Source organism: Candidatus Caldatribacterium sp. SIUC1, assembly GCF_051549785.1.
In the GTDB taxonomy this organism is placed as follows: Bacteria; Atribacterota; Atribacteria; order Atribacterales; family Caldatribacteriaceae; genus Caldatribacterium.
Genome location: NZ_CP189974.1, coordinates 454,399 through 468,559, shown reverse-complemented (window position 1 = coordinate 468,559; position 14,161 = coordinate 454,399). Strand labels below are relative to the sequence as shown.

The window sequence follows — 14,161 nt, the reverse complement described above, 5'->3', positions numbered from 1 at the left end:
ATTTTCTGACACGTGAAACCAGAACATGGGGGGATGTGTTCTATGAAGAAGCTCGTTGGTCTTTTAGTTGTGGTGCTCCTCGTCCTTGGGAGTGCCGTGGTGTTCGCGGAAGTAGCGAATCCTGAGTGGTGGCAGAAGGCTGCCGAACCCTACAAAGGTGTGGTCATCAAGGGCATTTCCGAGAGCACACCGCCTTCAAAGGCCATGGTCGAGGTGGCGGCTCCGGAGTTTGAGAAGCTCACCGGCATCAAGGTGCAGTTTGAGGTAACCTCCTGGGACGAGATGTACAACAAGTCCATCCAGGACCTCCAGACCGGTGCAGGCATCTACGATTTCATCTACGTCGAGCAGGACATTATCTACGCCTACCTTGCCCAGAACTGGCTGACCAACCTTACTCCTTTCATCCAGAATTCCGCCATCACTGAGCCGAACTTCGACGTCGATGACTTCACAAGCTTCATCAACTACTTCAAGGACGAAAAAGGCAACATCTACGCTATTCCCTTTGAAGCCTTCCTGAAGTCGTACATTTACCGGAAGGACCTCTTTGAGGATCCCGAAATCCAGGCAGCCTTCAAGGCAAAGTACGGATATGACCTTGCAGTGCCCACTACCTGGGAACAGTACACGGATATTGCCAAGTTCTTCACCGAGTACGGGAAGGAAAAGGGCATCGAGCTCTACGGCCACATCGCTCAGGCCAAGACCCACCCCTGTGTAGCCTATGAGATGTGCGAGAGCATCTGGCCGGCCTGGGGTATCTACAACTGGGGTATTAACCTCGAGAAGATGAGAGCAAGCGTTGAGAACGGTGGTACCCTCAACAGCGACCAGGCGAAGAAGGCTCTCCGCTGGTACGTGGACATGCTCCAGTACGCACCTCCGGGAGTTCGTACCTACACCTGGGATGAAACCGCAGCAGTGTTTGGTGCCGGAAAGGTTGCCCAGGGTCTCATCTACCTTGAGAACCTCGGCTGGCTGGCCCAGGACGAAACCCGCTCGGCCGTCATCGGGAAGATCGGTGTCGCCCTGCCGCCGACGGCTCCTGGGGTTATGGACGATGCAAAGGCCGGAAAAGGGTACATCGGCTACTACGATGGTGGTGCCCTGGGTATTCCTCATAGCTCCAAGAACAAAGAGGCAGCCTGGCTCTTCATCCAGTGGTGTGCCCGGAAAGAGTGGCAGCCTGAATTTGCCCGCCTTGCTACAAGAGTCGTTCGCAAGTCCACCTTTGAAGACCCGCTCATCAAGGAACTCGATGCCAAGATGGGTGGCTACTTCACTCTCCTCAAGGATTCTGGCTACCTCTTTGCCGGTGCTCCTGCTCTGCCCATGCACCGTCCGCTGAACGAGCTCTACCTCAAGTGGATCTCGAAGGCCGTTGCCGGAGAGGTTTCGCCTGAGGAGGCGCTCGACAATCTGGCCAAGGAAGTCGACGAACTCATGCAGGAACTCGGGTATTGATGGAGGTTAAGCGGTGAGGGAGAGAAAAGCACAGGTGTGGGGGCTTTTGGCCCCCACACTCTTTTTAATGTTCGCCATAGGTGTCGTTCCGGTCGTCTACATCCTGTACTTGAGTGCCTTCAAGTACAACGTGTTCTCCCGTGTGGGGATGGTGTATACCGGGTTTAACAATTTCCGGAAGCTCGTTTTCGACACGGATTTCCTGAAGTCCCTTCGCCTGGGGTTGACCTTTGTCGTCCTCTGCTGTGGGATTGAGTTACCCCTTGGGCTTCTTATTGCGAATCTCCTTACGCTTGAGTTCCGGGGGAAGGGGCTTTTCCGGACCATCATGACCTTGCCTTTGGCTATGGCTCCCATCACCATCGGGAGCATGTGGGTGCTCCTCATGAACCCCGATATTGGCCCCATCCCCTTTTACCTTCGTAAGCTCGGCATCGAGTACAACATTGGGGTGAATCCTACCCAGGCCTTTTTCACCACTGTCCTTGTGGATATCTGGCACTGGACGCCCTTTGTGGTGTTGACCTTTATGGCCGGTCTCTCAGCCCTACCCAAGCAACCCTACGAAGCAGCCCTTGTCGATGGGGCAAACCGCTGGCAGGTCTTCCGGTACATTACTGTTCCGCTCCTCAAACCCGTCATCCTCACGACGCTTTTCATCCGTATCATGGACACCTTCCGGGTGTTTGACGAGGTCTGGATGCTGACAAGCGGTGGCCCCGGAACGGCGACACGTTACGTGAGCATCCACCTGGTGCGGCTTGTCCTGCAGTCCATGGAGTATGGCTATAGCTCTGCCATGTCCCTCTTTCTCCTCTACCTCACCATCGTCATGTGCTGGCTTTTGATGACCTTTATCTCGTCTTCCCAGGAGGCGACGTAGGATGCAGCGGAAGACCCTGCGCCTGGCCCTGGTGTACCTTGTGTGTATCCTCATCGCTGCATTCACGCTCTTTCCCATCTACTGGATGTTCGTGGTCTCGGCCCGGACGAAACTCGAGGTGTTCTCCGGACCAAAGCTTGTGCAGACGAGCTTCTACGCCTTCAACTACTACCGTCCGTTCTTTCGGGATATCTACGGACGGTACCTCGTGAACTCCCTCGTCATTGCTTCCGGAAACACCCTTCTCGTGATTTCCCTTGCCATCCTTGCCACCTATGCCTTCTCTCGTTTCAGAGTTCCGGGCTCAAGTAACCTCTTTTTCTGGACCATCACAAACCGTATGGCCCCTCCGGCGGTATTCATCGTGCCGTTCTTCCTCATCTTCACCCGTTTAGGTCTTCGGGACACCCGAATCGGCATCATTCTCCTCTACTGCATCTTCAACCTACCCTTTGCCATATGGCTTTTGAAGGGGATGATCGATTCGATTCCAAAAGAACTCGATGAAGCTGCCTACATCGATGGATGTTCCCTCTTTGGGGTGCTCTGGAACGTCATCCTGCCCCTTGCCAAACCTGGCATCATGACCACCGCCATCCTCACCTGGATTTTTGCCTGGAACGAATACCTTTTTGCCGCCATTCTCACAAGCGTCAACGCTCGGACCATTACCACTGGCCTTGCCGAATTCGTGACGGTCATCGGCACCAACTGGGGGGAGATGGCTGCCGTATCGGTGGTGTGCCTCATTCCGGCGGTGGTCTTCATCGGCATTGCCCAGCGGCACATCATCGCCGGACTGACCTTTGGTGCGGTGAAGGATTAGGAGGGATTCCAGTGCGGATACTCCCGTTTCGGAGCAATCTCTGGGACCGGATTTTCATCGGTGTGGTCATCATGTTTGCGGTGCATCTTCTCTGGGTACGATTTGTGGAGAAATTCCTCCCCCTTACGGTGGCAACCGTCGGCACTCTCTTCTTTCTGGTGCTCCTTGTGATCACGGGATAGAAAAACCCGGGCGCACGCCCGGGTTTTTCTATCTTGAGCCTCTCACTCCCCGTTGTGCCAATAGGTGTCGAATCCGAGGTACTTGTCGAAGGCCTCGACGAGGATTTCTCCCACGTGGGCGAGGTTGATGGCCACGTGGTGCTCAAAGCCGTTCTCGCAGAGGAAGGCGAGAAGCTCCTGCAGGCCTTCAACCTTCACGACACCAATGCCACCAAAGGTTTTCGCCTCGTCCTGAGTAATCTCTCCCTCGGCGACGTAGGCGACGATGCTTCCTGCGGTATCGTCGGTGGCAAGGCGCGAGAGCGTCACGGGCCCTTCGGGAATGGTACCGTAACAGGTTCCATAGGTCTGCTCTTTGGGGAGGGTGGAGGAGATGATGTCACCGTACCCCATGCGGATGCCCCGAAGGAGCGACTTCGGGAAGTTGCTGCAGTGGAAGAGGATAGCCTTATCCGGGTCGTCGTCGAAGTTGTTGTTCCAGTCCACAAGGGCAGAAGGTTTCCCGGAGGCAAGCTGCAGTGCGTACATGCCTAAGGCTCCCGTGAGGTCAACCTCGCACGCTGCGGGGATGAGCCGTTCGCTTAGCATGCTCATCGCCGTACAGGGCATGACCCCAAAGTTCTCTTCGATAGATGTCCAGCACTGGATGGCCACAAGACGAACTCCAGTTTGCTGGATCCATTCATCAAGGACCACGGCGAGTTTGGCGATTTTCACCAGAGCCTGTTCCGGGACTCCGGAGGTATCCAGGTACCCCTGGATTTCGGCGAGTTTCTCCTGAACCTTCCGGTCACCATCCTGGAGACGTTCGCAGGCACCGATGATTTCCGAAAGGTCGGCAACCTCAACGGAGATGCCGTGGCGCTCGAGGATTTTCTCCGAGAACCGCACGGTGTTGAAAGCGTTCGGACGGGCGCCAATTGCCCCAGCTTTGAGGTTCTTGAACCCCTGAACCACCCGACAGACCCCGGCAAACCACTCGATGTCCTTACGGAAGACCTCAGAGTCCGGGTCTTCCGTGTGGTACGTCGTCAGGGAAAAGGGAATGCCGAATTGCTTCAGATTGTTGCACACTGAGAGTTTACCGCAGAAACTGTCTCGCCGGTGTTTCACATCAAGCAGGTCGGTTCTGTCGGGAAAGGCATGGACGAGCACCGGAACGTTGAGCCCCGAAAGACGAATGGCATAGGCCACACCCTTTTCATCGCCAAAGTTCGGGAGGGTCACGATGATACCGCTTATGTCTTTTCGATACTGGTCAAAGAGACGGGCACATTTTTCTGCGTCTTCGAAAGTCTCCACCGTGCCGAATTTTGTGTCCTCAGGGCTTAAGGTGACAACGTCAAACCCCATGTCTTCAAGGACAGCGAGCACCTTTTCCCGACCTTCTCTGGCAAGCTCATCCGGGAAGAATCCCCGATTGCCGACGATGACTCCCAGAGTCTGGGCCATGGTTTTTCCTCCTTTCAGCGTAAGTGAATCAATGTTTCCCGCTGCTTTTCCGCGTAAGACTATATTACCACAGGGAATCTTCCTCTACCACCTTTTCGGAAGCGCTCTCGCTGCGGTGGGGTTCTGGCAGCGATTCCCTTCTCTACCTCAAAAGAGTATAATGGGCACCGACCTTTCTCGTTCCCGGGAGGTGTGTAGCGATGCAGTACCGGAGGTTTGGGTCTTTAGATTTTCAGGTATCGATTCTCGGTCTTGGCGCCATGCGCCTTCCCCTTCGGGACCCTCACGATGAGGGAAGCATCGACGAAGCTCAGGCTATACGGATGATCCACTACGCCATCGACCACGGGGTGAACTACATCGACACCGCCTATCCCTACCATAAGGGGATGAGCGAGGTCGTGGTCGGGAAGGCCCTCCAGGGAACGTACCGCGAACGGGCGAAGGTTGCCACGAAACTCCCCACCTGGCTTTTAGAAGCCTGCGAACACCCAGAGAAGTACCTCCGGGAACAGCTGAAGCGCCTCAGACGGGACCACGTGGACTTCTACCTCCTCCATGCCCTTGACCGGAACCGGTGGGAGACGGTGCTGCAGTGCCGGGTGCTTGAGTGGGCAGAGCGGGCAAAGGCGCAGGGAGACATCGGGTATCTGGGTTTTTCCTTCCACGATGACCTGACAACCTTCAAACGCATCATCGACACTTACCCCTTCACCTTCTGTCAGATTCAGTACAACTACCTCGATGTAGACTTCCAGGCAGGACAGGAAGGCCTTCGCTACGCCGCTTCAAAGGGCCTTGCCGTCGTTGTCATGGAACCCCTTAAAGGGGGACAACTCGTCCGGTTGCCTGAAGAAGTCCGGAGGCGTCTTGCCGCCACTGGACGGAACTGGACTCCCGCGGCTTGGGGACTTCTGTGGCTCTGGAATCAGAAAGAGGTGACGACAATACTCAGCGGCGCAAGCACGATAAGGGAACTCGAAGAGAACATCGAGACGGCTTCTTTTGCGCACGAAGGCATCTTGCGCCCCGAGGACCTTGCGGCTCTTGAGGAAGCACGGCGAATCCTCCGGAATATTGCCCCTATCCCCTGCACCACTTGCCATTACTGCCTCCCCTGTCCCCAGGGCGTGAACATTCCCTTCGTCTTCGGCCTCTACAACCAGGTCTTCCAGTTCCGGGATCTTGAGGGGGCAAGGAGAACGTACTTCCACTTTCTGCAACCTGAGGAGCGTCCGGAAAATTGCATCGAGTGCGGTGTATGCGAGGAACGCTGTCCCCAGGAAATCCCCATTCGGGGAGAACTCAAAAAGGTCCGGGACTTCTTTCAGCGTTCCTCCCAGGAGGCAACGTAAACGTAGTAGTTGGGGATACCCAGGAAGTACTCCCGCCGGTACACGAGATAGAGCTTCAGCCGGTACCGTGAGGACGGCGCAAAGACCGAGAAGTCTCTTCCCCGGATTCCGGCTACGTGGTAAAAAGGACCCGAGCGGGTCATGCCCACCACCTCAAGGAGGTCCCCAATTCTCTGGGGTGGGGATACCACGTCGACCTCGCGGATTTCCGGTGGGAGGAGCACTCCAAAGTTTGTCGGAAGCGTCTTTTGGGGTTGTTCTTCAGAGGGCAGGGGGTAGTCCTCAGGAGACATATGCTGCAGGCGCGCAAGTATTTCCCTTAAAGCAGAGATTTTCGCATCTTTGTCAGGGTGGTCGCTCTCCTGGTATCGCTGGATTTCCGCCTTCACGGCCCAGATGGCAGCATCTCGCAAGTCCTCACGTAGCATCAGGTCTTCCTCCCGAGGTGTTTCTTCGAGGAACCCATCTTTCGCAGGAGAGCACACCACGGGATTGGTCACCAGAAGTACACAGGGGAGCTCAAGGTGCAGGTCATCCTCGAGGTCGTACACAAGGGACTCTTCCCGCAGCTCCCCCTTACAGGTATCGGGGGTTTCCCGAAGAAACGTGAGCTCGTAGTAAGGTGTGCGGTTATTTCCCAATGCCCTCTCCACTACCTGAGCGACTACGTCCTCTTTGGTGGTGCAGCCTCTCGTTGCAACAGTAAGGTAGACAGTTCCCCCTTCAATCCGGAGTCCTCGGAGCACGAGAACGCCCGTCTCCTCCGGGGTACGGGCGTATTGCCCGAGATTTCCGGTTTCTCCGCTCAAAGCCACCCCAAAAAGCATCCCGAGGATCACGAGACCTGTACCGAGCCATTTCATTGCCCTCTCTCCTTCTCAAAAGATTCTGGTATACCCTGGTGGGCGCTGGTCGGTGAGTTTGCCGTGGGCAATGGCCAGTTTCTTCACCACCGGAAGGCCATAGGGGCAACGCTCTTCGCATACACCGCACTGTGTGCAGGCTGAGGCATTCGGGAAAAGTTGCGCGTACCCTCTCTGGGCGTAGTCCTGGTTTCCAAACCAGAAACGCAGTCGGTCCCGGAGGGCGTATTCGGCGGGATCCCGGACGAGGTCGTCTTTCATCTGCCGGTCGTACTGGCCCTCAAGGAGGAAAATCCGGGGGATATCAATACCCTCAGGACAGGGAAGGCACTCCCCGCACTGGCGACAGACGTACCGGCCGAGTTCTGGAGCTTTCGTGAACCACTCCTCCTTTTCGCTTTCGCTCATCGGGGTGAGACGCTCAAGGAGGGCGAAGTCCTTCCGGAGGTACTCTTCGGTGTTGGCCCCAAGGACGAGACAGGACACCGGCAAGGAGAGAGTGTACCGCAGGGCTTCCTCGGGATGACGCCAGAGGAAGCCGTCGGCGAAGACCTTCATGGCCAAAATCCCCACGTCTCTGGCTCTGGCAAGGGGGAGCACCTCTGTTTCCCAGCCCGGGAAGTTGAAGCGGTCGAAGTAATTGAGGGGGATCATGAGGGCGTCAAAGGGGTAGACCTCAAGGGCTTTCACCGCCACCTCGGGGGTCACATGACTCGAAAAGGCCACGTAACGCACCTTTCCTTCCCGCTTTGCTCTCTCGAGGCCTTCCAGAGCTCCGCCTGGAGCGGTGATGGCTTCAAGGGTCTCAAAACGGTTGAGTTCGTGGATGAAGAAGAGGTCCACGTGGTCGGTGTTGAGCCTTCTTAGGCTTCCCTCAAGGGACTGGAGGATTTCGGTTTCCGTTCTTTTCTGGGATTTCGTGGCCACAAAGCACTCGTTGCGACGGGTTTTGAGAACCTCACCGATTTTCGCCTCCGAGTCCCCGTGACCGTAGCTTTCGGCAGTTTCGAGGTAGTTCCCCCCAAGATCGAGGTAAAGGTGCACAAGCCGGACCGCATCGTCTCTGAAGAGTTCCACAAGGTGGAACCCCCCAAGGCCAAAAAGCGAGAGCAGGAGGTCCGTTTTCCCGAGTCTGCGCCGCTCCATGTTCCCTCCCCCTTTCCACTCCCTATTATACCTTTTTCACCGAACTTTCACCCTTTTTACCCGTCCTTTATACTCCCTGAACGTTGCCGTTCTATGCTCCCAATGAGAACTTACGAAAGGAGGTTGCAGCGGTGAGGCGGTATGTAGGCATGGTCCTTGTGCTTTTGGTGGTGCTCCTTGGGAGTGTGGTTTTAGCCCAGGAGAGCGTGGTGCGTGGTGTGGTCTTTGAGGACGCAAACGGCAACCGCGTTCTGGACCCTGGTGAACAAGGCGTTCCCGGTGTTCCCGTCTCAAACGGCCTTGAGGTTGTGGTCACCGACGCTGCAGGACGGTATGAGCTCCCTGTTCGGGAGAACATGATTGTTTTCGTTACCAAGCCCTCTGGATACGCTTTCCCCCTCAGCGAGTACAACACCCCGCTGTTCTACTACCTCCATCGTCCCGGTGGGTCTCCTGAGGCCATTAAGGAGTACCCCGGTATTGCTCCCACGGGATCCCTACCCCAGGAGGTGAACTTCCCTCTCTATCGCGTTGAGGAGAGCGAGAACTTCTCGGTCGTCGTTCTTGGGGACACCCAGGTGACGAATCACCAGGAAATCCAGTACCTCAGGGACAGCATCGTTGCCGAGGTTCTCCAGAAGCATTCTGGTGCCCGCTGTGCCATTGTTCTTGGGGACAACGTCAACGACGTTTTGCACCTTTACCCCCGGTACCTCCAGGTCATGGCAGGAATGGGGATCCCGACCTGGTACGTTTTTGGCAACCACGATATGAACTTCGATGCCCCTGACAATGCCACGAAGCACGAAACGTTCTCCCGCTACCTCGGGCCCACCTATTACTCCTTCAACATCGGGAAGGTCCACTTCGTGGTCCTCGACTCCGTCATGTGGGATGGGAAGGAGTACCACGGTGAGATCTCGGAAGACGAGCTCCTCTGGCTTGAGAAGGATCTCGCCCTTGTGCCTCAGGATGCCCTCATCGTCTTTGCCATGCACATCCCCCTTGTTTCCTACATTGACCGGGCGGCTGAAAAGCACCAGGTGAAGAACCGAGAGAAGCTCTTTGCCCTCCTTGAGGGGCGAAAGGCAATCTTCCTTGCCGGTCACACCCACACCATCGAGCGGTTCTTCCCCGGCGATTCTTTCGGTGACTGGAGCCCCAATCTCCCCTTCCCCCAGATCATCGCCGGAGCAGCCTGTGGTTCGTGGTGGAGTGGGCCCAAAGACGATTTGGGTATCCCCCTTTCCTACACCCGCGATGGCGTCCCCAAAGGGTACTTCGTCTTTGAATTCAGCGGGAACGCCTGGAAGGACACGTTTTACCCCTTTGGAATTTCCCGCCAGATGAACGTCTCCTTCTTCTCTCCCCGGCCGTCTCCAACGAGGGGTCTTGCGGGATTCCCTGGAGGAGTCTTCACCAAAGAGGAGCTCGGTGGGATTTTCGTCCTCGCCAACGTCTTCAACGCCGATAGCCGCTCGAAAGTCCTCTGCGCTATTGATGACCTTCCACCGCAGCCCATGGAGTACCGGTCCCTTGTTGACCCCTTTGCCGCAAGGTTGCACGAAGGGCTTCCCGACTGGATGCAGATGAAGGGGTCCACCCACACGTACATCGCTCCCCTTCCGGAGAACTTGGAACGGGGTCTCCACAGAGTCACCGTTACCTTTGAGGACGCGTACGGTCGGGTGTTCGGGGAGACCAGGTTCTTCGAGGTGCTGTAAGTGTCACTGCGGGTGGGGAGGGTATACCCTCCCCACCTCCTTTCGCGGGGAAGGGTTTTTGGGTTCTTCGAGCATGCTGAGGAACAGGGCGACGAGGTCTGGGTCAAACTGGGTTCCGGCGTTCTCGCGGATGTACTCCAGGGCCTCCTTTACGGTCAGGGCTTTCCGGTGAGGTCGATCGCTGGTCATCGTATCGAAAGCGTCAACAATGGCGATGATGCGGGCGAGGAGGGGGATTTCTTCTCCCTTGAGTCCCTGGGGATATCCGGTGCCGTCGAAACGTTCGTGGTGGGTGAGGATACCCTCGGCCACTGGAGCAAGCTCCGGGAACACCTGAGCCATGCGGTAGCCGATTTCAGGGTGCCGTCGGATCTCCTCCCATTCGGCGTCGGTGAGGGGTCTGGGTTTGGCAAGAAGATCGCGAGAGATACCGAGCTTTCCCAGGTCGTGGAGGCGAGCCAGAAGGTCCAGGGCCTCAAGGTCTTTTTGGGAAAGACCCAGAGCCACGCCCATCTTTCGAGCCAGAACCCGCAGGCGTTGACAGTGGGTTTCCATTTCTCCGGGGATTTCTCGAAGAGATTGCTCAAGCGAAAGCAGCGTGAGATGCCGAACAATCCGGGCATCGGCGAATTTGTCCCGGTACATCTGTACCTCCGCCTCGTTAATCACCTGAAGGAGGTCTTCGTCCTTTTCTTTGGTGGCGCATCCCAAGGCAACGCTTATCCGAACGTGCCTTTCGCCTTTTTGGGACTCCTCGGCGCATCGTTTTCGGGTTCGCTCCATGATTTCCTGTACAACGGCAGCGGGGGTTCTGGGAAGGAGCACAAGGAATTCGTCCCCTCCCCAGCGGACCACGAGGTCTTCCGTTCGACGGGATGAGGAGAGAATCCTGGCTACCTTCTGCAGGAGCTCGTCACCCTTTCTGTGGCCGAAGGCGTCGTTGACAAGCTTCAGGTTGTTCACGTCGGCCATGGTGATGCTCAGGGGGAGTTGCCTTGGGGTGTCGAGGCGCTTCAGTTCTTCCTGGAAGAAGCGCCGGTTGTAACAGCCGGTAAGGGGATCGTGGAAGGTGAGGTACTGGATCCGCTCGAGAGCCCGCTTTTCCTCCGTAACGTTCCTTGAAATTTCTACTACTCGAGCCACCCGTCCTGCTTCGTCGAAGATGGGATAGGCTTTCTGGAGCCAGATGATGCCGTTTCGGGAAACCACTTCTCCCGTTTCTGGCTTCTGGCTTTCGAAGGTTTTCGCTACAGCGCAGCCCGGACAGGGACCATCCCGCCCCTCAATCACCTCAAAGCACCGTTTTCCGATGAAGTATTCGGGAGGTCGACCGAAGTTGTGCAGCACGGCCGCGTTCACCCAGACAATCCGGAAGTCCCGGTCAAGGTAGGTCACCTGTTCCCCTAAAGCATTCAGGATGAGGGATTTCTCGTGCTCCGATTCCTACAGTGCTTCCTCTGCGAGCTTCTGTTCTGTGATGTCCCGGTCCACGCCAACGAGGCCAATGACCTCTCCTTGGTCGTTTCGGAGAAGGATTGTGATGGTAGCAACCCAGGCTTTTCCGGTCAGGTCGTCGATCTCCCGCTCTCTCTTCAGGATTTCCCGTCCAGCGCACAGAAACTCCTCTTCTTCGTTCCAGTGCTGTTGCGCAAGTTCTCGGGGTTTGAGGTCGAAATCGGTTTTTCCGAGCAATTCCTCTCTGGTGGAAAGACCCAGGTACCTCGCGGTGGCCCTGTTGGCAAACAGGAAGCGATGGCCTTTATCCTTCGCGTAGACGCAATCGGGAATGGCATCGAGAATGGCTGCGGGAAGATTCCATTCTCTGTGCGAAACGCTACGACTTTCCCGAAGGAGTATTGCCCTTCCAAAGGGCTGCCCTCCTCTGGCGAGGGGGATGACCAGCGCCTCAAGGGCGGAGGAACCATAGCCTATGGAGCAGGGTATCCAGCTTCCCGCGCTTCCTGAGAGTGCCTCACGGAGTGTCCGGAACACCTTCTGGTCTTCCTGCTTGATGCCGAGAAGGCGCAGCGCTTCGTCGTTTGCAAAGACAATTTCTCCCCGAGCGTTCTCAAGGATAACCCCAATCATCGCGCTCTCCATCCATTCTGGTGTTCCCACAGGTACCTTTGCTTGTCCTGGGAAGTGTCCGAAGAACCCTTTTTCAGGGTGGGTCTTCTCTATCCATTTTTGGCCCCAGAGGGGTGCCGGTGAAGGCGGAAATAGCGCTGTCATGCCGTTCCACAAAGAGCATCCGGTCAGGACAAAAGCTGGGGGTCACAGCAATCACGATCACCTCTTAGCCCCCTCCTTTCTCATGCTTTCCACAAGGAGTGGAACGAAGAAGGTGGCGCAGCAATTCGCCAAAAAATACCGTCCAAAAAGCCAAAGGGTGCTGTTGAGCGGGACCATTTTCCCTCCCAGGTACACCGCAAGAACCATCCCCGCTCCCCAGAGGTATTCTCTCAGCGCAAATGGTCTTTCTTTAAGTCCAAGGAGCGTCGCAAAGAAATATCCAGAAAGTGCCCCGCTTAAGGACCCTGCGACTTTCACGGCAGGAGGGGTCGGAGCGAGAAGAAAGCCCGCAAGGCTTCCCAGGACAAGCAGTATTCCCGCTGCCCGGGGATGCAGGGTGGGGAGGGAGACTCTGGTGAAGAACCAGGCAAAGAGCACGCCCAAAGAGGCGCCAGAGACCACGTCCCCAGGATAATGAACCCCAAGGTACATTCGGGAGAGGGCGACGCACGAAGTCAAGATTCCCGAAAGCCAGAAGTAGAGGGGTCTCCGGAGAGAAAAGGCCAGGAAAAACCAGAAAGAGGCAACCGACTGGGCATGGCCACTCGGGAAGGAGAAGTCCTCGGGGATTTCGAGGATGCGCAAGCCCGCTCCTGCAGGGCGGGGAAGGGCGAAGAGGGCTTTCAGGAGGAAATTCGTATAAAGCGAAACGAGGACCACAAAGGCCAGACGTATGGCAAAGGCTCTCTGTGTCCTCCAGTAGAGGAAGACGAGAACGCCGAAGTAGAAGAACTCACTTCCCAGAAAGGATATCCCCCGCATGAAAAGGTCAAGGAAAGGCGAAGAAATCCGCTGAATGGCAAGGAGTAGCTCAATGCTCTGGAAGAAGTCCACGGCGGTGCGCTATCCACGAAAGCACAAGCTGTACAGCCTTTTCCAGATTGTCTCTTGCGAGGTTCTCCACGGTGTCGGTGTGCCAGTGCCAGTTCACCGGCAACCCCTGTTCTCCCAGGGCGATGATGGTTACGGCAGGAAATCCCCGGGCAAGGAGGGGAGTGGCATCGGTAGAAAGCCCAAGGTAAGGCCGAAAGGCCAGAAAAGGCAGGGAGAGTTTCTGGAACTCGGTGACGAGGCTTGGTGTGGCTTCATAAATCCTCCACATGCCCTCGTGAGTGGCCAGCGTGAGCGTCCCGCTCCCCAGGTTGTCAAGGTTAACGATGGGCTTTCCCCGCAGTTTTGGCCCGTGTTTTGCGATGAGGTGCAGAGCTCCCCAGTTGCCCGATTCTTCAGCTCCTGTGATCACGGCCCAGAAGGGGATGCCCCGCTCCTTGAGGATTCGCGAAAGCTCCAAAACCACGGCCACGCCGCTTCCGTTGTCGTTTGCCCCGGGGGAGGGGGGCATGGCCACTTCCCGGTGGAAGTGCCCGAAGGCGAGGAAGAGGAGATAAAGGGCAAAAGGCAGGGCAATCCAGAACCAGAGTTCCAGGGGGAAGAATACGGCGAGCACGCTTACTCCCGTAATGGCAAGGGATGCGGTGATGAGAAGGAGCAGGGATATCCGAGGGCTGGTGACAAAGCGGGGATGGAAGAAGATCGAGGTGGTGGCGGAGTCGGCATGGGCTATAAAGACAACCTCCGGGTCTTCGCCGTTTTTCCCCAAGACGTTGCCTGAAGTGTGGAAGCAGAAAAGCCGGCTCACGAGAGGAAAGGTTGAGAGCTCAAAGTACTCAAGGACCAAGAGCACAAGGCTTGAGATGGCCGAAAGAAGCGGAACGCGAGGGAGGACAAGGCCTGCCTGGGCAAGCCCAAGCCAGAACACAAGGTGTGCCCAGGTGTAGGTGGCCGGCGCTCGGAAGCTCTCCCGCGCCGTTTGAAGGCCAAGGCGATTGAGGGTTTCCTGGACGAAAAGGAGGAATTCCCGCTCCCTGTGAGAAGCCGAGGGGCGGGGTCCAAAGCTCTGGACCCTTGCCAGCACATGGTCTAAAAGACTTTCTCGGCTCATCTTCTTCGCCTTTTTTCCATTGTATCCTG

General features: G+C 56.5%; 14 protein-coding genes. 6 read left to right on the top strand and 8 right to left on the bottom strand.

Going from position 1 to position 14,161, the window contains the following annotated elements; all coding sequences use genetic code 11:
* The first annotated feature begins 42 nt into the window (after positions 1–42).
* From ACP6EK_RS02405 to ACP6EK_RS02390, 4 genes are read left to right on the top strand one after another with little or no spacing between them, the layout of a single operon-like run.
* The gene (locus ACP6EK_RS02405; protein ID WP_438317372.1) at positions 43–1,467 is read left to right on the top strand and encodes an extracellular solute-binding protein; all 1,425 of its coding nucleotides are present in this window, start codon (positions 43–45) and stop codon (positions 1,465–1,467) included.
* Between the two features lie 13 nt (positions 1,468–1,480).
* Positions 1,481–2,350, top strand: a complete 870-nt coding sequence (locus ACP6EK_RS02400) for a carbohydrate ABC transporter permease (RefSeq protein ID WP_438317369.1) — start codon at positions 1,481–1,483, stop codon at positions 2,348–2,350.
* 1 nt (position 2,351) lies between these two features.
* Entirely contained in the window at positions 2,352–3,176 is an 825-nt protein-coding gene (locus ACP6EK_RS02395; RefSeq protein ID WP_438317366.1) for a carbohydrate ABC transporter permease, read from the top strand.
* An 11-nt stretch (positions 3,177–3,187) separates the two neighbouring features.
* The gene (locus ACP6EK_RS02390) at positions 3,188–3,358 is read left to right on the top strand and encodes a hypothetical protein (RefSeq protein ID WP_017890559.1); all 171 of its coding nucleotides are present in this window, start codon (positions 3,188–3,190) and stop codon (positions 3,356–3,358) included.
* 42 nt (positions 3,359–3,400) lie between these two features.
* Here ACP6EK_RS02390 and ACP6EK_RS02385 read toward each other — a convergent pair whose 3' ends face one another.
* The gene (locus tag ACP6EK_RS02385; protein WP_438317362.1) at positions 3,401–4,810 is read right to left on the bottom strand and encodes an L-fucose/L-arabinose isomerase family protein; all 1,410 of its coding nucleotides are present in this window, start codon (positions 4,808–4,810) and stop codon (positions 3,401–3,403) included.
* A gap of 200 nt (positions 4,811–5,010) precedes the next feature.
* Here ACP6EK_RS02385 and ACP6EK_RS02380 point away from each other — a divergent pair, with 200 nt between their 5' ends.
* Entirely contained in the window at positions 5,011–6,165 is a 1,155-nt protein-coding gene (locus tag ACP6EK_RS02380) for an aldo/keto reductase (protein ID WP_438317359.1), read from the top strand.
* Here ACP6EK_RS02380 and ACP6EK_RS02375 read toward each other — a convergent pair.
* Both ACP6EK_RS02375 and ACP6EK_RS02370 read right to left on the bottom strand, forming a co-directional pair.
* The gene (locus ACP6EK_RS02375) at positions 6,138–7,028 is read right to left on the bottom strand and encodes a hypothetical protein (protein ID WP_438317356.1); all 891 of its coding nucleotides are present in this window, start codon (positions 7,026–7,028) and stop codon (positions 6,138–6,140) included. The genes ACP6EK_RS02380 and ACP6EK_RS02375 overlap by 28 nt on opposite strands.
* Before the next feature lie 15 nt (positions 7,029–7,043).
* On the bottom strand, positions 7,044–8,174 hold the full coding sequence (locus tag ACP6EK_RS02370) for an aldo/keto reductase (protein WP_438317353.1): 1,131 nt from the start codon (positions 8,172–8,174) through the stop codon (positions 7,044–7,046).
* A gap of 131 nt (positions 8,175–8,305) precedes the next feature.
* Here ACP6EK_RS02370 and ACP6EK_RS02365 point away from each other — a divergent pair, with 131 nt between their 5' ends.
* A complete protein-coding gene (locus tag ACP6EK_RS02365) occupies positions 8,306–9,898 on the top strand; it encodes a calcineurin-like phosphoesterase C-terminal domain-containing protein (RefSeq protein ID WP_438317350.1) in 1,593 nt (530 codons plus the stop codon).
* Between the two features lie 3 nt (positions 9,899–9,901).
* On the opposite strand, the gene ACP6EK_RS02360 is transcribed toward ACP6EK_RS02365, so the two are convergent.
* The 5 genes from ACP6EK_RS02360 to ACP6EK_RS02340 form a co-directional block, all read right to left on the bottom strand.
* Positions 9,902–11,293 (bottom strand): HD domain-containing phosphohydrolase, encoded by a 1,392-nt coding sequence (locus tag ACP6EK_RS02360; RefSeq protein ID WP_438317347.1) that lies wholly within the window; start codon positions 11,291–11,293, stop codon positions 9,902–9,904.
* Positions 11,294–11,341: 48 nt separating this feature from the next.
* The gene (locus ACP6EK_RS02355; RefSeq protein WP_438317344.1) at positions 11,342–11,986 is read right to left on the bottom strand and encodes a PAS domain-containing protein; all 645 of its coding nucleotides are present in this window, start codon (positions 11,984–11,986) and stop codon (positions 11,342–11,344) included.
* A 73-nt stretch (positions 11,987–12,059) separates the two neighbouring features.
* Positions 12,060–12,191, bottom strand: a complete 132-nt coding sequence (locus ACP6EK_RS02350) for a hypothetical protein (protein WP_438317341.1) — start codon at positions 12,189–12,191, stop codon at positions 12,060–12,062.
* Positions 12,188–13,024: a phosphatase PAP2 family protein gene (locus ACP6EK_RS02345; protein ID WP_438317339.1), complete on the bottom strand. Its 837-nt coding sequence runs from the start codon at positions 13,022–13,024 to the stop codon at positions 12,188–12,190. The genes ACP6EK_RS02350 and ACP6EK_RS02345 overlap by 4 nt, the downstream gene beginning before the upstream one ends.
* On the bottom strand, positions 13,002–14,132 hold the full coding sequence (locus ACP6EK_RS02340) for a M28 family metallopeptidase (RefSeq protein ID WP_438317336.1): 1,131 nt from the start codon (positions 14,130–14,132) through the stop codon (positions 13,002–13,004). The genes ACP6EK_RS02345 and ACP6EK_RS02340 overlap by 23 nt, the downstream gene beginning before the upstream one ends.
* Positions 14,133–14,161: the final 29 nt, after the last annotated feature.